Raw genomic sequence first — 21,215 nt, 5'->3', positions numbered from 1 at the left:
TTAATTTGTTCTGGTCAAGCAAAGTTATAACACTTTAGTCTAATGTTTTTATGATCTGTATCTAGGCTAGCTTCAAAAAAGATTGCTCCTCCATTGAAGGAAGGTTTAACATGATTGTTCCAACTTAGGCATAGGCATAATCTATTTAGCACATCTTCGTTCTTAAAATTGAAGAGGATATATTGATTCATTCTTGAATGTATTGAAATACCTCTCCATTGGAGAATTGTCATAAGAATAACCTGCCTTACTCATACTTTGGGTAATCTTTTTATTTTGGCAGTATTCTGTAAATTTTTTAGAGGTATATTGACTTCCGTAATCTCTCTCTATGCAATATTAAACCGGCAGCTGGTTTATGATTTTTTATTGCTAGTTCTAATGCTCTAATAGCTAAATCTGATGTTATCTCCTTACCATTGAGGGTTGCTATTTCAGACGACGACCTATCATACAGGTCTAAGATAGTGCAATTATAACGGTTGTTTCCATTACTTAGATTCATATAGGTAAAGTCAGTACACTAAACTGATTTGGGTATCTGGGCTTTAATTTCACGTTTAAGAAGATCAGGAAATACCTTATGGCTAGTTCCTCATAAATATGCTGGCTTTTTCTTCATTATTATAGATTTTAAGCCTAGCTCTTTGTTCATGTACTTGTGAACGGTGAATTTACTGTGATTTCAGCCTTTTCTAGAAAGGAAAACTTTCATATTACGATGTCCGAGAGTCCTGTTTATTTGAATGATAAATAGGCTTTATTATATCTAGTACTACTTGTCTTTTTGCATGATAAGAAGCCTTTCAATCTTTCAGAAAGTTGTAATATGCATTTGGGCCAATATTGAACTTATTTAAAAGCCATCGGACTCCAAAACCTTTATAATTATTTTTGATAAAATGGTAAACCGTTAATCTATCTCTTTCGCAAACAATGCCGCTGCTTTTTTAAGAAAGCTATTCTCCTTTTCAAGTTCTTCCAGTTGTTTACGAAGTTTAGGTTTTCTTTTAAAGTGATCACGTTCCTCTTGAATTGTAGGATTGGTTTCGCATTCTTCACGGTAGGATTTAACCCAGTTTGAGATAGTAGCTTTGTGTACACCATACTCATCTGAAAGGCTTAATAGCGTTCGTCCTTCTTCCAGATGAAGGCGGAGGATTTTATTTTTGAATTCTGGTTCGTATTTTCTTTTTTGTCTTGATTCTAACTTCTTTTCTAAACAAATTATATCATTTATTTAGAAAAGAGATGTTATAACTTTAGTATACCATTACAATTATTAATAAGAACATGTATAAAAAAAATAAAAAGTTCTAGAAGAATAGGAAGAGGTGCTGTAATTGAAGAGAATATTAGTGACAGGATTTGAACCCTTTGGAGGAGAAGCAATAAATCCATCCTTGGAGGTGCTAAAATTATTACCGAAGAAAATAAAAGATTTTGAAGTGATTACCCAACAGCTTCCAGTAGTATTCGGAAAATCACTAGAGGTATTGTATGCAGCAATAGAAAAAGAAAAACCAGATGCAGTATTATGTGTGGGACAAGCTGGAGGAAGAAAAGAAATCACCGTTGAAAGAGTAGGGATCAATGTAGATGATGCCCGTATTCCTGATAATGAAGATAATCAACCTATTGATGAAAAAATCTTTGAGGATGGGGAAAATGCTTATTTTGCAAAATTACCTATTAAAGCTATGGTGGAGGCAATGAAAAGACAGGATATCCCAGCAATGGTATCCAACAGTGCAGGAACCTATGTATGTAATCATTTGATGTATGGGTTATTATATTATATCAATAAAAATAACCGCAATCTTCAAGGGGGCTTTGTCCACATTCCTTTTATCACTGAACAGGTGAAGGATAAAGAAAATGTACCAGCCATGGAGTTGGAGGACATTGCTAAAGGACTGGAGCTTGCTATTGGGGCTATGGCAGAGCTAAAGGAGGATATTAAAGTAACAGGGGGTACAATTTACTAATAAATCTACCCCTAAACTGGGTACCCTAATGATAACTGGCGATGTTACATAGATTTACTTAGGAGCTAATTAAACATGAATAGGTCTACATAAGGAAGCTAAAGCCTACTAAAAAATAAGGTATTGGAGGGAGTCAAAATGGAAAGGGAAAGCGTAAGATCATTACAAAAGATGCCAATGAAAAATAAGGTGGCCTACTGTCAACTATTGACCATGATGGTAAAACTGGAGCAACCCTTAGATAAACTGAAAATCATGGAATTATATAGATTGATGGCCAATATCCGTATACCCCTCAGAAATCGAAAGGAAGTCATTTCTTTTTTGTTGGAGGGGCAGCAGGAAAGTGAAATATTATGTAAGTCCATGATGGAGGACGTAAATCCGCAGGAGAGAAACATCCTTAGATTTTCCTTAGCCAAAGATTTGATGATTATTGAAGGCGTAAATTCCACTGATTCGGATCGAGAAAAGGAATTCTTGGAGGAAATAGAGGGAATATTGGAAATATCAAAGGACCAAAAAAAATTTCTTGAAGAGGAATACAAAAAAGATAGAAGCTTCTACAAAGACGAAGAAAAAGCAAAGCTTAATAATGAACTTCAAAAAGAAACTGTAGCTACAGCATTGGCACTAGGTATCCCCCTTTCATTAGTATATTTTAGCGGTTACTACTGGGGAATGGGTACGCTGGGGGTTTTATCCGGCTTAGAAGAAATAGGCTTGAGAAAACGAACAAAACGCTATTCAGCAGCAATAGGCTTAGGGGTTACTATTTTAACTGCCTTCACCACCTATCACCTAGTTAAGGGGCTCTGGGGGTATATAAGGAAAAATCATTTTGAAATACAGGACTTAATCAAGGAAGAAATGGAGCTGATTCATCAAAGGGCTTTGAAGTATCTTGAAAAGGATATTGAGGCTCTGAGGGAAGAACCTCAGCAGCAAGCAGTGGGTCAGCTACTAATGGATACCCTTAGCTATATGAGAAAGACGAGGGCGCGGATTATATAGCATTTGTTTATCAACTTTGAGCTAATGATGAGTTTATGAATAGATGAATGAACAAATTTTAAAATCCTAAATTAATAGTTTAGGATTTTTTGGTATAATTAAATAGAAATATATACCAAAATATATAGTAAGGGGGAGGGAAAAATGGGAACAAGAATACATATGAAAAGAAAGATAGGCAGCATACTTCTCATTGTACTGGTGTTAATACTGGAGGGGTGCCACAAACAAGAGAAGGAGGTTGTACTTATAAAAGAGGAAACTCCGGTGAGGGTCACTATGGGGGAGGAAAACTTCCAGAAACCAGCACCAGAATACACTGAAATAGTAATCAGTGGCGTAGGAGATATAATGGTCCACGGTCCCCAGATTAGAGCCCAGTTTCAATCTGACACTCAAAAATATAACTTTGAAAATAACTTCAAACATGTACAGGAATATCTAAAGAATTCAGATTTAATGCTAGGAAATCTGGAAACTACTTTTGGAGGTGCCGACAAGGGTTATTCAAGTTTTCCTTATTTTAATACCCCAGATGAATTGGCAAATGCTTTGAAAAAGGCAGGATTTGATGCTTTAGCCACAGCTAATAACCATAGTTATGACACAGGACATGAAGGCATAATTAGAACATTAGATGTTTTACAAAAGGAAGGACTAAAGACCTTTGGTACTAGAAAGAATACAAAGGGGAAGAGTTATAGCATTTTAGATATTAAGGGGATCAAGGTTGGATTATCTGCCTATACCTTTGAAACACCCCGTTGGGGAGAATTTAAAACAATTAATGCCATCAGAATTCCAAAGGAGGTAGAGGGGCTAATTGACAGCTTTTGCTATGAGTTCCTAGAGGAGGATTTAGTGGCCATCAAAGAGAGGGTAAAGGAAATTAAGAAGGAAGGGGCAGAATTAGTTGTATTCTATATGCACTGGGGGAATGAATACAAAGGAAAGCCTAACAACTATCAAAGACAAATTGCTCAAGCTCTATCTGATTATGGAGTGGATATTATTTTTGGTAGTCATCCCCATCAAATTCAGTCGATGGAAGTGATTAACTCTAAAGCAGAAGATAAGCAGACAGTCGTAATCTATTCTCTTGGCAATTTTCTATCAAACCAAAGGTATGAGATTTTAAACAATCGAAAGACTGAAGATGGAATAATTGTTAATATAAAAATGAGAAAAAACCTCTTAAATGACAAGATTGAAATGCAGGAAATAAGCTATGTTCCTACATGGGTTCATCGATATTTTGTGGAGGGAAAAGCTGTCTTTGAGATTATACCCACTTATGAAGTGATTAAAGATCCCCTACAATACGGCATTACATCGGAAAAGACCCTCTGGAGGATCTTAAACTCCCAAGAAAATACGGTGAAATCGATTGAATCAGATGAAAATTTAAAAAAGAAGAAGGAATTTAAAGGGTTAATACATAAAATATAGAAATTTAAATTATACATATTATACATATAAAAAAAATAATAACTAGATTAGATATTGAAGGAGGGGAAATATGCTAGATAGAAAATTGATTGAAGAAATAATCTTAGCTGCGCTATCCACTGGAGGAGATTTTGCTGAGGTTTTTGTGGAAGACAAGAGTAATACTCAACTAATGCTGCAAGGAGGAAAGGTTGAGAAAAGTATTTCTGGAAGAGATTTTGGTGTTGGGATACGGATTTTTGATGGGCTGAACAGTGTATATGCCTATACAAATCAACATACAAAAGAGCAACTAATAAAAATGGCAATCGAGGCGTCAAAAGCAATCAATCAAACTCCAAGAGATCATACACTAAATTTTATGACTGAAAAAATTATCAATCAACATAAAATCAAAAAAAATCCTAATAACATTTCATCGAGACAGAAAATTGATGTAATGAGGCAGGCCCATGAAGGTGCTAAAGGCTATAACAATGAAATTAGCCAAGTAACAGTAAGCTATATTGATGAGGACCAAAAAATATTAGTTGCAAACTCAAAGGGGAAGTTTGTAGAAGACCAAAGAGTAAGGACTAGACTAGCAATTAATGCCATTGCATCGAAGGGTACGCAAATGCAGTCAGGGGGATTTATCTACGGAGCCCATAAAGGATTTGAAATATTTAAGGATATTGAGCCTATAGAATATGGAAAAGAAGCAGCTAGAATAGCAGTAACAATGCTACATGCTGAAGATTGTCCATCGGGTAAGTTCCCAGTAGTGATTGAAAACAACTTTGGGGGAGTAATCTTCCATGAAGCCTGCGGACATGGATTAGAAGCAACCTCTGTTGCAAAGAAAAGCTCTGTTTTTACTGATAAAATTGGTGAACAGGTGGCTTCAAAGATTGTAACAGCCATTGACGATGGTACAATAGCAAATCATTGGGGATCCTCTAATATAGATGATGAGGGTGAGGCGACAAGAAAAAATGTGTTAATTGAAAATGGTGTCCTTAAGGGGTATATGATTGATAAACTGAATGGACGTAGAATGGGAATGGAGTCTACAGGTTCTGGTAGAAGACAATCCTACAAGTTTGCTCCAACCTCCCGGATGACCAATACCTATATTGCGGCTGGAGATTCAACTCCTGAAGAGATCATTTCTAATACAGAGAAGGGAATCTATGCTAAAAATTTAGGTGGAGGATCAGTTAATCCAGTTACAGGAGATTTTAACTTTGCAGTTCGAGAAGCGTATCTAATTGAAAATGGAAAGATTACTAAACCTTTAAGGGGCGCAACCTTGATTGGTAATGGTCCTAAAATTCTTCACAAAATTGATATGGTAGGAAGTAATTTAGACCATGGACAAGGAATGTGTGGTTCCTCCAGTGGTTCGATACCTACTAATGTTGGTCAGCCTATGATTAGAGTAACAGAAATTACTGTTGGCGGAAGAAAGGGGGCAGAATAATGGAATTAGAAAATTTACGAAAACTCATTTTTGCAAAGGGTAAAGAGCTTGGTTTTGATGATATGGAAATAAGTTATGTTAATAGAAGAAATTTTAGCTGTAAAGTATTCAAGCAAGAAATCGATAGCTATAACATCGCCATAGATGGCGGCTTAGCCCTTAGGGGAATTTATGATGGGAAAATGGGGTATGCCTATACAGAAAAGATAGACGAGACTTCAATTGAAACACTTTTAAAACAAGCAATAGGGAATGCTAAAGTAATCGAAGATGATGAAGAGGAAATCATTTTCGAGGGATCACCCCTTTATGAAAAAATAGATAGTTACTCAGAGGAATTAGAGAAGGTTTCTATTGATGAAAAGATTAATTTCCTAAAGACGGTGGAGCAAGCTTGTTATGACTATGATAAGCGGGTGGATAATGTCAACTACTGCATGTATCAGGAAACCACTGTTGAAGGTGGGATATTTAATACAAAAGGCCTTATTAAACAGGAGAAAAGCAACTCAGCCCTATACTATGTAATGGTGGCAGTTAAAGAGTCGGAAGATGTAAAAAGCAATATGGAGCTTGTAATAGGACGGGACTTTAAAAAATTTGACGCTAAAGAAACAGCAAAGAAGGTAGTAGATGAGGCACTAGTAAAATTAGGAGCTAAATCAATAAAGAGCAAAGAATACCCAATCCTTTTAAGAAATACAGCAGCAGCGGGCTTATTAGAGGCGTATAGTACCATTTTTTCAGCGACTGATGTTCAAAAAGGCAAGTCTCAATTAAAGGATAAGCTAGGAGAAGTAATTGCCAGTAACAAGGTGACCATCATAGATGATCCATTAATGAAGGATGGGGTTGCCAGTCGGTCCTTTGACAGTGAGGGGGTTGCCAGCAAGAAGCATGTATTAGTAGAGGAGGGTTGTTTAAAAACTTATCTCCACAACTTAAAAACTGCTCAAAAAGACGGAGTAGCCACTACTGGGCATGCCTACAAGTCATCCTACAAGGGGACGATTACAGTAGCGCCTTCAAATTTTTACATTGCTCCAGGAGATGATAGCTATCAAAAGCTAGTTGAAGGGCTAAAAGATGGAATCATGATTACAGGACTAAATGGACTTCACTCAGGTGTAAATACTATATCTGGTGACTTTTCATTAGAAGCAGAGGGGTTTTTAGTTAAAGAAGGAAAAGTTAAAGCTCCTATCAATCAAATAACTTTGGCAGGCAACTTCTACGATTTATTAAAGGATATTGAAGAAATAGGAAATGACTTAAAGTTTACTTTACCAGGTGCAAGTTATATCGGATCACCAACCCTTAAGATTAAAAAGTTATCAGTAGCGGGTGAGTGATAAAATTTTATAAAAAGTGATTGACAATAATTTGCTAATTACATATAATGAATTCGTAAACTTCTAATTTTTTCACCAATTTAAAACTATATAATTTGAAAATGATAAATAGAGGAGCAACCATAGGGTAGCTGAAAAATGATAAGAGGATTCACCTTCGATGTTTTCAGTAAAGGCTATGATTGCCGAAAGGGAAAGTTAGTGATATTGACTTTTTCTTGACGGATAAGGTCAGACCTTACCTGTTGTCATGTCTGAAAAGCATGGAGGGCTATTTATGTAATGTTAATTCGTTACATAGATAGTCTTTTTTTATTGCCTACAGTCATTAAGTCTCTGATTCAAGATCAAATTAAAGATATTGGGTAAGCTAATTTTTAGAATAAGTAAATGGCTTTTAAAAAAGAATATAAAATAAATCTAAGAAGGGTGGCTATCAAAATGAACAGTGTACCAAAATTAAACCTTGAGAATTCCATGAAAATGTATGAGGAAGCGAAAAGACTTTCTCCAGGCGGATTAATGGGAATCAGAAGACCCTATAATTTCGTTGAGGGGGAATACCCAATCTTTATTGAAAGGGGTTATGGGGGTCATATTGTAGACGTGGATGGTAATGATTACATAGATATGCTTTGTGGATACGGACCCATCATCCTAGGCTATCATGAGCCAGAAATTAATCAAGAAGTTGTGAAGCAAATGGAAAAAGGATTTTGTTTCTCTTTAGTACAGGAAATCCAAAATACCTTAGCTCAAAAACTAATTGATTTGATTCCATGTGCTGAAATGGCAGTGTTGGCAAAGACGGGTTCAGATGTTACAGGGATTGCTGTAAGAGTTGCCCGTGGATATACAGGTAAGAACAAAATTTTAAGATGCGGTTATCATGGATGGCATGACTGGTGTGTTGAGGTAAAGGGTGGCGTGCCAAAGCAAATCAGCGAATTAACAGTTGAATTCCACTATGGGGACCTTGATGTATTAGAAGCAACTTTGAAGGAGCATGGAGACGATGCTGCATGTATTATCATTACGCCAGTAGGGCATCCATTGGCATTACCAGTAGTAGAACCACCAGCGGGTTACCTACAGGGAGTTAGAGAGTTAGCAGATAAATACAACGTAGTATTAATCTTTGATGAAATCAGAACAGGATTTAGAGTATCCCTAGGGGGTGCACAGGAAAGATACGGTGTTACACCAGACTTAGCCGTATTTGGAAAAGCGATGGCAAACGGATATCCAGTGAGTGCCTGTGTAGGTAAAGAAGAAATTATGAAGGTAATGGAAAGCCAAGTATTCATCAGCTCTACCTTCTTCCCAAATAGCTTAGAGATGGCAGCATCTCTAAAGTGTATCGAAATTTTACAAAGAGACAATGTATTGGAGGACATCTGGACTAGAGGAGAAGATTTCTTAAACAAGATGAACAAGATTGTTGAAGAATCCAATGTTCCAGCTTCTGTATCAGGTATCCCACCTATGCCTTACATTACTTTTGATAAGGTGGATAGTCAATACAAGGAAAGAAGAACCTTCTTCTACACTGAAACCATTAGACGAGGACTGTTTATTCAACCTTATCACCATGGATATATCTGCCATAGACATACAGATGAAGATTTAAAGAATGCTCTAGGAGCGATGGAAGAAGCATTAAAAGCAACCCAAAAAGCATTCCCACATGCCAAATAGAGAAATAGGGGTGAGAATATGGAAAAATTAATTATAACTGCTGCCATTTGTGGGGCAGAGGTAACTAAAGATCATAATCCTGCTGTACCCTACACCGTTGAAGAAATTGGAAGGGAAGCAGAGGCAGCCTACAAAGCAGGGGCTAGTATTATCCATCTTCATGTAAGAAACGATGATGGGACACCTACTCAAGACCGTGAAAGATTTAGAGCGTGTATTGAAGAAGTTAAAAGAAGATGTCCAGATGCCATTATTCAACCCTCCACAGGTGGAGCAGTGGGGATGAGTAATGAAGAAAGAATGCAACCATTAGGACTAAACCCAGAAATGGCTACTCTAGATTGTGGTACTGTTAATTTTGGTGGAGATGAAATATTCGTTAACTCTGAAAATACCATCATTGAGTTTGGTCAAAGAATGATTGAGCTAGGTATCAAGCCAGAGGTGGAGGTTTTCGATAAGGGAATGATCGATTCAGCCATCAGGTTGGCTAAAAAGGGATATATCAGAGAACCAATGCACTTTAACTTTGTTCTTGGTGTAAATGGTGGGATCTCGGCCACCGTTAGGGATCTATCCTACATGGCAGGGTCTATTCCGTCAAATGCCACCTTTACTGTATCAGGAATCGGAAGAGCGCAATTCCCAATGGCGGCAACTGCCATTGCTATGGGGGGGCATGTAAGGGTTGGTTTTGAAGATAACGTATATATTGCTAAGGGAATACCTGCAAAGTCCAATGGAGAGTTAGTTGAAAAGGTTGTTAGAATTGCTAATGAATTGGGGAGGGCTATCGCTACACCTCAAGAAGCAAGAGAGATTCTAGGAATGAGGGGATAATGATGAGTAAAGTTGTGGATTATTCAGCCGTCAAACCTTTGCTAAAGGATGGAATGTCCTTGATGATAGGTGGATTCTTAGGCTGTGGAACACCAGAAGGGCTGATTAGCTTAATCATAGAGATGGATTTAAAGGATTTAACGATTATCTGTAATGACACTAGCTTTGTAGATAAGGGGATTGGAAGACTAGTGGCCAATGGGAATGTTAAGAAAGTAATTACATCCCATATAGGAACTAATCCTGAAAGCGGTAGAAGAATGAATGAAGGAACCCTTGAGGTGGAATTATCTCCACAGGGGACGTTAATTGAGAGAATCCGAGCAGCAGGAAGTGGATTAGGTGGAGTCCTTACCCCAACAGGAGTAGGAACCATGGTTGAAGACGGAAAACAAAAAATCCAACTAAACGGTAAGGATTACTTAATTGAAATGCCTCTAAAGGCCGATTTAGCACTGGTGTTTGCCAGTACAGTAGATTCCTTTGGAAATGCCTACTACAAGGGAACAACTAGAAACTTCAATCCAATAATCGCTTTAGCCGGTGACAAAGTGGTTGTAGAGGCTGAGGAGCTTGTTGAAGTAGGGAAAATCGACCCAGAGGTAGTTATGACTCCTGGTGTATTAGTTGACTACATCGTAAAGGGGGAAGATTAAATGGCGGTAGATTCAAAAACAGCTAAGAAAATCATAGCCAAAAGGGTAGCAATGGAGTTGGAAAATGGTCAGTTAGTAAATCTAGGCATCGGTCTACCGACAATGGTTGCCAACTACATACCTGAAAATATAGAAGTAACCCTACAATCAGAAAATGGAATGGTGGGGATGGGACCAACGCCAGAGGAAGGTAAGGAAGATAAAAACATTACCAATGCCGGTGGACAATATGTAACCATCAATAAAAATGGCATGTTTTTTGATACTGCCTTGTCCTTTAGCTTGATCCGAGGAGGTCATGTGGATGTAACTGTACTAGGAGCCCTAGAAGTAGATCAAGAGGGAAATCTTTCGAATTGGATAATTCCAGGTAAATTAGTTCCAGGAATGGGTGGAGCTATGGATTTGGTGACAGGAGCTAAGAAGGTAATCGTGGCTATGCAACATACAGCAAAGGGCGATTTAAAGATTAAGAAAAAATGTGAACTACCCCTTACTGCAAAGGGTCAAGTGGATATGGTGGTCACTGAGCTTGGAGTAATGGTAGTAACTGAAAAGGGATTAGTTTTAAAGGAGATCCATAAGGATACCACTGTAGAAGAAGTGATTCAACTAACAGATGCAGAATTAATCATCGATGAAAACTTAAAAGTGATGGATATATAGAAAAACTTGGGGGGAATGAACAATGAAAAAGGGATGTAAATACGGAACCCATAGGGTAATTGAGCCAGTAGGTATTTTACCACAGGGGGCAAAAAAAATCTCAAATGATATGGAATTATACTCAAATGAAATTCTAATAGACGTAAAGGCACTAAACGTTGACTCCGCCAGCTTTACTCAAATAAAAGAATCTGTTGGAGGCGACGTAGAAAAGATTAAAGAAAGAATCTTAGAAATCGTTGGCGAAAGAGGTAAGATGCAAAATCCTGTAACTGGTTCTGGTGGAATGTTAATCGGAACAATCGAAAAAATCGGATCAGACCTAGAGGGGAAAATTGACCTACAAGAAGGAGACAAAATCGCTACTTTAGTATCTTTGTCTTTAACACCTTTAAAGATTGAAGAAATTACTGATGTAAAGGTAAATATCGATAGAGTAGAAATCAAAGGGAAAGCAATCCTTTTTGAGAGTGGTATCTACGCTAAATTACCAACTGATATGGAGGAGACTCTTGCATTGGCAGCCCTAGACGTAGCTGGAGCACCTGCTCAAACAGCAAAGCTCTGTAAAGAAAACGATAGTGTACTCATCCTTGGAGCTGCAGGTAAGTCAGGATTAATGTGTTGCTATGAAGCCATGAAAAAAGTAGGTAAGAATGGTAACGTAATCGGATTAGTAAGAAGTCAAAAAGATGCTGATTTATTAAATGAGTTAGGTTTCTGCCACAACGTAATTATGGGAGATGCAAGAAATCCAGTGGATGTGTTAAACAAAGTATTGGAAGTAAACAACGGTAAAGAAATAGATATCTCCATCAACTGTGTAAATGTTACCGACACAGAGATGTCTACAATCCTTCCTGTAAGAGATGACGGAACAGTATACTTCTTTTCAATGGCCACGAGTTTTACAAAAGCGGCTTTGGGAGCTGAGGGAGTAGGCAAAGACGTAAATATGATCATTGGAAATGGTTATACAAAAGGTCACGCAGATTTGACACTTGCTGAATTAAGGGAAAATCAAGAATTACGTAAGATATACGAAGAACTATACGTATAAAAGCAGATGGCCGAAATCTATGATTTCGTGGCAGTCGCTTTGTTATAAACCGAAATACTAATCTCAATGGTTTGATATTATCAAAGATTAGTGTGTAGGTTTTTAACATCCTTATTCAGATGGCCGAAATCTATGATTTCGTGGCAGTCGCTTTGTTACAAACCGAAATACTAATCCCAATGGTTTGCTATTACTAAAGATTAGTATGTAGGTTTTTAACATCCTTATTCAGATGGCCGAAATCTATGATTTCGTGGCAGTCGCTTTGTTATAATACATAGGGAATTATGGACATTGCAATTTGTAAAGACATAATTTCCCGTAATGTATTTCAACGAAGTCTACCTTAAATGGTATAAAGGACTTCGTTACAAACCGAAATACTAATCCCAATGGTTTGTTATTACTAAAGATTAGTGTGTAGGTTTCTAACATCATAATTAGCATTTTTATTTAATAAGAACTATTAGATAAGATTTTTACAGATTAGCTTTAAAATAAATTAAAGGAGGAATTTTGCATTGAATAACAGACGTTATGAACTTTTTAAGAATGTTTCCGATGCAGATTGGAATGATTGGAAATGGCAAAATCGCAATAGAATCCAAACATTAGAGGATTTAAAAAAGTACATTAGCTTAACAAAAGAAGAAGAAACGGGAATTGAAAAGTGTCTTAGTGAGCTAAGAATGGCAATCACTCCTTACTATTTGACTTTGATAGACCCAACTGATGAGCATGATCCCATCAGAAAACAAGCAGTTCCAACAATCTTTGAGACCTATAGAAGCTCCTGTGACCTAGAGGACCCTCTCCATGAGGATGTGGACTCTCCAGTACCAGGAATTACCCATAGATATACAGATAGAGCATTATTCCTAGTGACTGACCAATGTGCTATGTACTGTAGACACTGTACCCGAAGAAGATTTGCTGGACAGACGGATGCAGAGGTAGGTCAAACAAGAATTGATAAGGGGTTAGAGTATATTAGAAATGCGCCTCAAATCCGGGACGTTTTATTATCCGGTGGCGATGCACTTTTAATGTCGGACGAGAAACTAGAGTATGTTATCTCCAAGCTTAGGGAGATTGAGCATGTTGAAGTAATCAGAATTGGAAGCAGAACTCCAGTAGTTATGCCCCAAAGAATTACAGAAGACCTATGCAACATGTTGAAGAAGTATCATCCAGTTTGGTTGAATACCCACTTTAATCATCCAAATGAGATTACTCCAGAGGCAGCAGCAGCCTGTGCTAGACTTGCAGATGCTGGTGTTCCATTAGGAAACCAATCGGTACTACTGCGGGGAGTAAACAACTGTGTTCATGTAATGAAGAAGCTGGTTAATCAATTGGTAAAGATCCGTGTAAGACCTTACTATATTTATCAATGTGACTTATCCCTTGGCCTTGAGCATTTAAGAACAACTGTAGCAGAAGGAATTGGAATCATTGAAGGCTTAAGGGGTCACACATCTGGCTACTGTATTCCTACCTTTGTAGTGGATGCGCCAGGCGGGGGTGGAAAGATTCCTGTCATGCCAAATTACATGATCTCTCAAAACCATGATACAGTAATCCTTAGAAATTATGAAGGAGTAATCGCCTCATATACTCAACCAGAGCCATACAAGCATGAGTGTCATTGTCCAGACTGTAAAGCTGGAGTTGTTAATACAACTGGTGTAGCAGAGTTATTACAAACAGATAAGGTTGCTTTAGAACCAGCTAACCTTGCAAGAAAACAAAGAAGCCATCAATAGGTAGATCGAGAAGGGGATTTTAATGAAGGAATTATTAGACAAAATTTTTCAATTGAATTCCTTAGCGATAGTAGGCATGGAGAAGAATGTAGGTAAGACAACGACAATGAATTACATCATAGAAAATGCATGGGGAAAGCATCTCCTTGGACTTACCTCTATAGGGATTGATGGGGAAAAGGAAGATCAAGTAACTGGTACAGATAAACCTATGGTTTATGTTGAGAAGGGGACTTTGATTGCCACCGCCAAATCAGCCTATCTTTCCTCAGATTTAACTAAAGGGGTACTAGCCACCACAGGGCTTCAAACCCCAATGGGGGAAGTAGTCATCTTTGAAGCCTTGAGTGATGGCTTTGTAGAACTGATGGGACCATCTATCAATAAATATTTAAAACTTGTGATTCAGAAGTTAAAAGTGCTAGGCTCTCGTTTGGTAATTGTGGACGGAGCCCTCAGTAGAAGGACTATGGCATCCCCTGCTATTGCCGATGGGGTAATTTTAGCAACTGGAGCTGCTGTATCTAGAGACATGCAGGAGGTTGTGGTAGAAACTGCCCACAGGATAGACCTTTTACAGATAGATTACGAAAAGAATCAAGAAAAGGTTGAATTAGTGAAGTCGGGTCTTGGACAGGGAAAGGTCTGTTTCATTCAAGGAGATGAGCTACAGGTCACAGATGAAGTCACTGCTATTGGTGCAGAATCCACTATAAAGACAGGGTTAGAGGCTGGAGCCGAAGGGGTAATTATTGGAGGTGTAGTGGGGGATCGATTGATAGAGTACCTCGTAAGTCAAAGGGTAGCTTTAGAGGGAAAAGTGATTTACGTTGAGGACGGTACAAAACTTTTTTTAAAGGAAGAAAACTATAGGAGGTTACAGTTGAAGGGGGCTAAAGTATTGGGACTAAATCCTATTAATATTCAACTGGTGACGGTTAATCCCTATTCTCCAGAGGGATATTTCTTTGATTCAAGTGAGCTTTGTCAGCTACTGCATGAAAGGATTCAACTACCAGTGTTTGATGTAATCAGTAAAATAGGAGTTGGTGTTGAGGGATGAAGGATATCGGATTAAATCATGTATTAGATCAATTAAGGATAATGACACCCTATGGTAGAGAACAACTACAGGCTGTAAAGCCCTATTCTATTGATCGACTATCAAATCTCAAAAGAGTCCTAGAGGACCAGGAGCTTATGATTTCAAGTCTTTCAGCCTCTCCCCAGATATATGATCACATCGAAAGGGAATTCTGTAGAATCAAAGATATAAAGGGGAGTATAAAACGTTGTAAGAACCAGGGGGTTTTGGATGACATAGAGCTTTTTGAAATAAAGCTCTTTGCCATCTACGGCGAAAACATTAGAAAACATTATGAGAGTCTTGATCTCAGCATTGAGGATGTCTGTTTTCAAGATTTAGAACCAGTGATTGATTTATTAGACCCAGAGAAAAAACGATTTGCCACCTTCAGTATATATGATGCCTATTCCGACGAATTAAAGAAAGCTAGGGAAAAGAAACGGGATATCGAAAAACTCCTATACAATGAGAACGATTCAGAAAGAAGCGAGGAGTTAAAGCAGGAACGTTCTAAACTAGTGGAGGAAGAGGAACAACTGGAGGGAGAGATTCGGATACACTTATCCCAACAGCTACAACAATATGGGGAACGGTTGGAGGAAAATGTAATTTCTATAGGCCTGTTGGATTTATATACTGCAAAAGCCCGTTTAGCAATAGAAAAAGGCTGCAGCAAGCCCTTATTTCAAGAGGGGATACAACTGGAGATGGTAAGGGGACGACATCCCTACATAGAAGATTTACTTCAAGAGGAGGGAAAGACAATTACCCCCATTAATATAGACCTAAAGGCAGGAACCAACGCCATTACAGGTCCTAATATGGGGGGGAAGAGTGTCACCTTAAGGACCATTGCCTTGAATGCCCTCTTAGCCCATATGGGCTTTTTCGTCTTTGCCGATACCCTACGACTTTCATGTTTTGATTTTATTCATTTGCTAGCTGATCATTTGGAATCCATTAAGGGAGGTCTCAGCACCTTTGGGGGAGAGATTGTGAAGTTCAATGAATATATGAAGGATATCAAGAGGAGTAGGGGTTTGGTTTTAATTGATGAGTTTGCCAGTGGGACAAATCCCTACGAGGGGAAACTACTGGTTAAATCCCTTATGGAGTATCTACAGAGATTTAATACAATTAGTGTTTTCATCACCCATTTTGATGGGGTTGTCGGAGCTGGAGTCAATCATTATCGGGTTATTGGATTAAAGCATGTGAACTTTAATGAATTGATTGATCAGGGCAATAACGACTCAAAATATAGATTAAAACTCATCCAGAGTTTGATGGATTATAGGCTGGAGCCTGTAGAAAATGAAGAAAATGTCCCTAAGGATGGACTAAATATAGCGACGTTATTGGGCTTAGATTCAGAAATTATTGAAATAGCAAAGGCCCATTATCTTAAGGAGGTGCAGTTCTGTGGTAAAGAAACCGAAAAAGATGCTTAATTTAGATGTTGAAATGGTGGAGAAGGTAAGAAACTCTGCAACTAAAATCGCAGAGGATACGCAGGTGTTTATTGATCAACATACAACAGTTGCTGTTGAAAGAACTGTTGCCCGACTACTGGGAATCGACGGAGTAGACGAATTTCAAGTACCCCTGCCAAATGTGATTGTAGACCATATCAGAAGGGGGAAGGGGCTTGGAAATGGTATTGCCATCTATATTGGAAATGCCATCCTACAGACAGGTTTAACTCCTCAACAAATAGCAGAACAGGTGACAAAGGGAGAGTTGGATTTAACAAGTCTGCCAATGGGGGATTTGTTCGAAATCAAAATGACAATAGATAAAGTAGCTGCACAAACTGTGGAAAGAATTAAAAACAACCGAGGTGAAAGGGTAAGTTATCTCGAAAAATATGGGGACAAAGAAGGACCATATCTATATGTAATCGTTGCAACTGGTAATATTTACGAAGATATCGTTCAAGCCGTGGCGGCAGCAAAGCAAGGTGCCGACGTGATTGCAGTAATCAGAACAACAGGTCAAAGCTTATTGGATTATGTTCCTTATGGAGCGACGACTGAGGGCTTCGGTGGTACCTATGCGACTCAAGAAAACTTTAGGCTAATGAGAAAAGCTCTAGATGAGGTAGGAGAAGAGCTAGGGAGATATATTCGTCTATGCAATTACTGCTCAGGTCTTTGCATGCCAGAAATCGCTGCAATAGGAGCTTTAGAAAGGCTAGATGTAATGCTGAATGATGCCCTTTATGGGATACTATTCAGAGATATCAATATGAAGCGTACAATGGTAGACCAATATTTTTCAAGGGTAATCAATGGTTTTGCAGGAGTAATCATCAACACCGGTGAAGATAACTATTTAACAACCGCCGATGCCTACGAGGAAGCCCATACAGTCCTGGCCTCTCAGTTCATCAATGAGCAATTTGCCTTAAAGGCAGGAATCCCAGAGGAACAAATGGGACTTGGCCATGCCTTTGAAATGGAGCCTACTATGAAGAATGGATTCCTTTACGAGTTGGCACAGGCTCAAATGGCAAGGGAAATCTTCCCTAAAGCCCCTTTGAAGTATATGCCGCCTACTAAGTTTATGACAGGAAATATCTTTAAAGGTCATATTCAAGATGCCCTATTTAATATGGTGACCATTATGACGGGTCAAAAGCTTCATTTGTTAGGAATGATGACAGAAGCTATCCATACGCCATTAATGTCAGATCGTGCATTAGCTATTGAAAATGCAAAGTACATCTTCAACAACATGGAGGATTTTGGTGAGGAAATCGAATTTAAGCAGGGTGGTATTATCCAAAGTCGAGCTAAGGAAGTATTGGAAAATGCCCATGAATTAATTCTTAAAATAGAAAAAGAAGGTTTATTCAATAACCTTGAAAAAGGAACCTTTGCAGGCATCAAGCGACCGATCGATATGGGTAAGGGGCTAGATGGTGTATTCGTTAAGGATCAAGACTACTACAACCCATTTATCTCCATGATGCTGGAGGGGTAGTTTAGATAGAAGGGAGGATCAACATGTCGGGTGGATTATATTCAATGGAAAAAAAGGATTACGATAAAACGCTGGATTTAACGAAACTAAGACCCTATGGAGATACAATGAATGATGGTAAGGTACAGGTGAGTTTGACTTTACCGGTAAAGGATGACGATAAGGGAATCGAGGCAGCTAAGGAATTAGCTAAAAAGATGGGGCTAACAGAAATCAATGTAGCCCACCATGAAGCACTGGATGTCAACTTTACTTTTTATGTTGTCTTTGGTACTCTAGTACATTCAGTCAATTATGAGGAAATTCATGTGGAGACGGTTACGACAGATGTAATGGACATGAAGGAAACAGATGCCTACATTAAGGAAAATATCAAGCGAAAAATCGTTGTTGTAGGAGCCAGTACTGGTACCGATGCCCATACTGTAGGGATTGATGCCATTATGAATATGAAGGGCTATGCTGGCCACTATGGCTTAGAAAGATATGAAATGATAGATGCCTACAACCTGGGTAGTCAGGTGGAGAATGAAGAATTTGTCCGTAAAGCTATTGAGTTAAAGGCGGATGTCCTCTTAGTATCGCAGACAGTAACTCAAAAGAATGTGCATATCCAAAACTTAACCCACTTAGTAGAGCTTTTAGAAGCGGAAGGCATCCGAGACAAGGTGGTTCTAGTATGTGGAGGTGCAAGGATTTCCCACGAACTAGCTAAGGAGCTGGGCTATGATGCTGGCTTTGGTCCTGGAAAGTATGCCGATGATGTTGCAAGTTTTGCGGTTAACGAGATTTATAACAGGCTGAATAACAAGTAAAAAGGAATAGTTTTAAATATAAATCCCCTTCTAGGCCCCTAGAAGGGGATTTAATTTAAAAAAAATTAATAACAATATAGGATAAAATTTAAGGGAGGGAGAAGTAAAAATAGGCTAATGGGCAAGATTAATTATCTGTAAAGAAAGTAGAAATTTAACATTAACATAATTATTAAGTCTCTATTTAAATGTATAATGAAACTAGGTAAATGTATCTAAAATAAATCTAATAAATATAGGACTTTTGCAGTGTTATAGCTTAATTATTCCATCATTATATGTAAGATGAGTATAAATATTATACTGAAGAGGGGATAAATGTGGAATTATATATAGGAGAGATATCACAGAGGGTACAAGTACTAAATCAAAACAATAGTGGCAAAGAAGCTAATGAATTTTTCCAAAATGATCCGAAGATTGAAGGAATTGTTGTAGTTTCAGATGATTTAAAGCCAGTAGGCTTAATTACCCGTACCCAATTTTATCAGAGTTTGGGAAGACAATATGGTTATGATTTATACATACAAAGGGGTATCAATTTGATTATGGATGACCAGCCGCTGACAGTGGATTATTATACCACCATTGACATGGTCAGTACTTTGGCTATGGCAAGACAACAGGAAAAACTCTATGATTACATCATTGTGACGAAGGATGATGAATATTATGGTGCTGTGAGTATTAAAAATCTTCTGTTAAAGCTGTTGGAAATCCAAGTCTCAATTGCTAAGTTCCAAAGTCCCCTAACAGGGCTTCCAGGAAATTTAATGATTGAAGAAAAACTAAAAGCCCTAATACAAAAAAATCAATTCTCAGTTTTATATTTTGATTTAGATAATTTCAAACCCTATAATGACATTTATGGATTTAATGAGGGGGATGGTGTGATTCAAGAGACTGCCAACATTATTACTAGAAATGTTCAGAGGTTTGGTAGACCAACTGACTTTGTAGGGCATATTGGTGGAGATGATTTTGTTGCAATCCTAGATCATTATGAATTTGATATTTTATGCCAAGGCATTCTTGATGAATTTAATGAAAAGGTTAAAGGGTTCTATAATGAAACGGACCTAAGAAGAGGTTATGTTTTTTGTCAAAACAGAAGAGGTGTTGTCGAAACCTTCCCCTTATTATCTTTATCAATAGCAGTAGTCACAAATAGAAATAAGAAGTATTATAATATAGAAGACGTTATTAGAGAAGCTGCCATCACCAAAGGAAAGTGTAAAGTCATTATGGGTAGTTGTTGTTGTACAAATTAGTGGATAAACCATTATAAAAAATAGAAACCGAAGCGTATAGGTGAGCAAAGATTTTAGGGGGCTATCTTTTGAGATGGCCCCTTAGTTCGTAGAAAACAAAAAATAGAAAGATCATTTAAAACCTATTGTTTTGATTGCATATTAAAGGGTAAAATTAAACTTAGATAGTATATTTCAAAGGGGAGGATTAGTATGGACTTAAGTATGAAAACCGTCTTATTTGCTTTTGGGCTGACGCTATTTGCAGGACTATCAACGGGGATTGGTAGTGCATTAGCCTTTTATACAAAGCAGACAAATAAAAAATTCCTTTCAGGGGCTTTAGGGTTCTCAGCTGGAGTAATGATCTACGTTTCTTTAGTTGAAATATTTGTGAAGGCAAGGGCTTCATTAGAATCAGTATATGGAGCCACTAAGGGATACTGGATTACTACTATTGCTTTTTTCGGAGGGATTCTAGTTATTGCACTAATAGATAAGTTTGTTCCCAGTGGGGAAAACCCCCATCATCTTCGGGAAGTAAACGAAATGAATAAAAAGAACGAAGAATCGGAATTGCTAAGAATGGGATTATTCTCTGCATTAGCAATTGCTATCCATAACTTTCCTGAGGGATTGGCCACCTTTGCCAGCGCAATTCAAGACCCGACCTTAGGGATCAGTATAGCTGTAGCTGTGGCTATTCACAACATTCCAGAAGGAATTGCTGTTTCTGTACCGATTTATTTTGCTACTGGTGATAGGAAGAAAGCCTTTCTGTACTCCTTCGCATCTGGCCTATCGGAACCATTAGGAGCGATGCTAGGATATTTCCTTTTAATGCGATTCTTCACTGAGTCAATGTTTGGGATCGTATTTGCAGGAGTCGCAGGAATCATGGTTTATATATCACTGGATGAATTATTGCCAACAGCAGAAAAATATGGGCATCATCATACCGCCATCTATGGATTAATCGCAGGTATGGCAGTAATGGCAGTGAGTTTGTTGATGTTTGCATAAATAAGTCAGAGGGGACGGTTCGTGCGCCAAGCAAAGGGCGCACCATATAGTGGGTGGGAACCCCGCTGAGAAAGATTTAGCAAATCACTCATAGCGAGTCTTGG

18 protein-coding genes and 1 riboswitch are annotated in these 21,215 nt (G+C 38.1%); of the genes, 17 read left to right on the top strand and 1 reads right to left on the bottom strand.

The genetic code is table 11. The features are described from left to right. Nucleotides 1–913: 913 nt before the first annotated feature. Nucleotides 914–1,228 (bottom strand): transposase, encoded by a 315-nt coding sequence (locus tag JOC73_RS15545; protein ID WP_408626941.1) that lies wholly within the window; start codon nt 1,226–1,228, stop codon nt 914–916. Between the two features lie 115 nt (nt 1,229–1,343). Here JOC73_RS15545 and pcp point away from each other — a divergent pair, with 115 nt between their 5' ends. From pcp to zupT, 17 genes are all read left to right on the top strand, one after another. Further along, entirely contained in the window at nt 1,344–1,988 is a 645-nt protein-coding gene (gene pcp, locus JOC73_RS13985; protein WP_204404314.1) for a pyroglutamyl-peptidase I, read from the top strand. Nucleotides 1,989–2,126: 138 nt separating this feature from the next. Next, nucleotides 2,127–3,002, top strand: a complete 876-nt coding sequence (locus JOC73_RS13980; RefSeq protein ID WP_204404312.1) for a hypothetical protein — start codon at nt 2,127–2,129, stop codon at nt 3,000–3,002. Nucleotides 3,003–3,146: 144 nt separating this feature from the next. Beyond that, the gene (locus JOC73_RS13975; RefSeq protein WP_204404310.1) at nt 3,147–4,451 is read left to right on the top strand and encodes a CapA family protein; all 1,305 of its coding nucleotides are present in this window, start codon (nt 3,147–3,149) and stop codon (nt 4,449–4,451) included. Between the two features lie 70 nt (nt 4,452–4,521). Continuing rightward, on the top strand, nt 4,522–5,913 hold the full coding sequence (locus JOC73_RS13970; RefSeq protein WP_204404308.1) for a TldD/PmbA family protein: 1,392 nt from the start codon (nt 4,522–4,524) through the stop codon (nt 5,911–5,913). Next, complete coding sequence (locus JOC73_RS13965; protein ID WP_204404306.1) at nt 5,913–7,265, top strand: TldD/PmbA family protein; 1,353 nt, start codon at nt 5,913–5,915, stop codon at nt 7,263–7,265. The genes JOC73_RS13970 and JOC73_RS13965 overlap by 1 nt, the downstream gene beginning before the upstream one ends. A 101-nt stretch (nt 7,266–7,366) precedes the next feature. Further along, a riboswitch (Lysine riboswitch) is annotated at nt 7,367–7,547 on the top strand. A gap of 159 nt (nt 7,548–7,706) precedes the next feature. Then, on the top strand, nt 7,707–8,963 hold the full coding sequence (locus JOC73_RS13960; protein WP_204404304.1) for an aspartate aminotransferase family protein: 1,257 nt from the start codon (nt 7,707–7,709) through the stop codon (nt 8,961–8,963). A gap of 18 nt (nt 8,964–8,981) precedes the next feature. Beyond that, nucleotides 8,982–9,803 (top strand): 3-keto-5-aminohexanoate cleavage enzyme, encoded by an 822-nt coding sequence (gene kce / locus JOC73_RS13955; protein WP_204404302.1) that lies wholly within the window; start codon nt 8,982–8,984, stop codon nt 9,801–9,803. Nucleotides 9,804–9,805: 2 nt separating this feature from the next. Beyond that, nucleotides 9,806–10,459, top strand: a complete 654-nt coding sequence (atoD, locus tag JOC73_RS13950; RefSeq protein ID WP_279381069.1) for an acetate CoA-transferase subunit alpha — start codon at nt 9,806–9,808, stop codon at nt 10,457–10,459. Next, on the top strand, nt 10,460–11,125 hold the full coding sequence (locus JOC73_RS13945) for a 3-oxoacid CoA-transferase subunit B (protein WP_204404298.1): 666 nt from the start codon (nt 10,460–10,462) through the stop codon (nt 11,123–11,125). It abuts the gene before it with no gap. Nucleotides 11,126–11,147: 22 nt separating this feature from the next. Beyond that, nucleotides 11,148–12,185 (top strand): L-erythro-3,5-diaminohexanoate dehydrogenase, encoded by a 1,038-nt coding sequence (kdd, locus tag JOC73_RS13940; protein WP_204404296.1) that lies wholly within the window; start codon nt 11,148–11,150, stop codon nt 12,183–12,185. A 521-nt stretch (nt 12,186–12,706) separates the two neighbouring features. Continuing rightward, nucleotides 12,707–13,951, top strand: a complete 1,245-nt coding sequence (gene kamA, locus JOC73_RS13935) for a lysine 2,3-aminomutase (protein WP_204404294.1) — start codon at nt 12,707–12,709, stop codon at nt 13,949–13,951. Between the two features lie 22 nt (nt 13,952–13,973). Continuing rightward, nucleotides 13,974–15,014, top strand: a complete 1,041-nt coding sequence (kamB, locus tag JOC73_RS13930; protein ID WP_204404292.1) for a lysine 5,6-aminomutase reactivase subunit KamB — start codon at nt 13,974–13,976, stop codon at nt 15,012–15,014. Next, on the top strand, nt 15,011–16,489 hold the full coding sequence (gene kamC / locus JOC73_RS13925) for a lysine 5,6-aminomutase reactivase ATPase KamC (protein WP_204404290.1): 1,479 nt from the start codon (nt 15,011–15,013) through the stop codon (nt 16,487–16,489). The genes kamB and kamC overlap by 4 nt, the downstream gene beginning before the upstream one ends. Next, the gene (gene kamD, locus JOC73_RS13920; protein ID WP_330613213.1) at nt 16,461–18,023 is read left to right on the top strand and encodes a lysine 5,6-aminomutase subunit alpha; all 1,563 of its coding nucleotides are present in this window, start codon (nt 16,461–16,463) and stop codon (nt 18,021–18,023) included. The genes kamC and kamD overlap by 29 nt, the downstream gene beginning before the upstream one ends. Before the next feature lie 23 nt (nt 18,024–18,046). Continuing rightward, complete coding sequence (kamE, locus tag JOC73_RS13915) at nt 18,047–18,838, top strand: lysine 5,6-aminomutase subunit beta (RefSeq protein WP_204404288.1); 792 nt, start codon at nt 18,047–18,049, stop codon at nt 18,836–18,838. Nucleotides 18,839–19,158: 320 nt separating this feature from the next. Beyond that, nucleotides 19,159–20,109: a GGDEF domain-containing protein gene (locus JOC73_RS15210; protein ID WP_204404286.1), complete on the top strand. Its 951-nt coding sequence runs from the start codon at nt 19,159–19,161 to the stop codon at nt 20,107–20,109. Between the two features lie 204 nt (nt 20,110–20,313). Further along, the gene (zupT, locus tag JOC73_RS13905) at nt 20,314–21,111 is read left to right on the top strand and encodes a zinc transporter ZupT (RefSeq protein ID WP_204404330.1); all 798 of its coding nucleotides are present in this window, start codon (nt 20,314–20,316) and stop codon (nt 21,109–21,111) included. Nucleotides 21,112–21,215 lie beyond the last annotated feature (104 nt).

Origin of the sequence: Alkaliphilus hydrothermalis (assembly GCF_016908555.1) — a bacterium.
Lineage (GTDB): Bacteria > Bacillota > Clostridia > Peptostreptococcales > Natronincolaceae > Alkaliphilus > Alkaliphilus hydrothermalis.
Note: the sequence above shows the minus strand (reverse complement) of the source record. Positions and strands in the feature narration are given on the sequence as shown.

What these genes read in the sequence shown, in the direction of transcription:
- JOC73_RS13980 (WP_204404312.1), top strand. Translation starts at nt 2,127, where the DNA reads ATGGAAAGGGAAAGCGTAAGATCATTACAAAAGATGCCAATGAAAAAT.
- JOC73_RS13975 (WP_204404310.1), top strand. Translation starts at nt 3,147, where the DNA reads ATGGGAACAAGAATACATATGAAAAGAAAGATAGGCAGCATACTTCTC.
- JOC73_RS13970 (WP_204404308.1), top strand. Translation starts at nt 4,522, where the DNA reads ATGCTAGATAGAAAATTGATTGAAGAAATAATCTTAGCTGCGCTATCC.
- JOC73_RS13965 (WP_204404306.1), top strand. Translation starts at nt 5,913, where the DNA reads ATGGAATTAGAAAATTTACGAAAACTCATTTTTGCAAAGGGTAAAGAG.
- JOC73_RS13960 (WP_204404304.1), top strand. Translation starts at nt 7,707, where the DNA reads ATGAACAGTGTACCAAAATTAAACCTTGAGAATTCCATGAAAATGTAT.
- kce (WP_204404302.1), top strand. Translation starts at nt 8,982, where the DNA reads ATGGAAAAATTAATTATAACTGCTGCCATTTGTGGGGCAGAGGTAACT.
- atoD (WP_279381069.1), top strand. Translation starts at nt 9,806, where the DNA reads ATGAGTAAAGTTGTGGATTATTCAGCCGTCAAACCTTTGCTAAAGGAT.
- JOC73_RS13945 (WP_204404298.1), top strand. Translation starts at nt 10,460, where the DNA reads ATGGCGGTAGATTCAAAAACAGCTAAGAAAATCATAGCCAAAAGGGTA.
- kdd (WP_204404296.1), top strand. Translation starts at nt 11,148, where the DNA reads ATGAAAAAGGGATGTAAATACGGAACCCATAGGGTAATTGAGCCAGTA.
- kamB (WP_204404292.1), top strand. Translation starts at nt 13,974, where the DNA reads ATGAAGGAATTATTAGACAAAATTTTTCAATTGAATTCCTTAGCGATA.
- kamC (WP_204404290.1), top strand. Translation starts at nt 15,011, where the DNA reads ATGAAGGATATCGGATTAAATCATGTATTAGATCAATTAAGGATAATG.
- kamE (WP_204404288.1), top strand. Translation starts at nt 18,047, where the DNA reads ATGTCGGGTGGATTATATTCAATGGAAAAAAAGGATTACGATAAAACG.
- zupT (WP_204404330.1), top strand. Translation starts at nt 20,314, where the DNA reads ATGAAAACCGTCTTATTTGCTTTTGGGCTGACGCTATTTGCAGGACTA.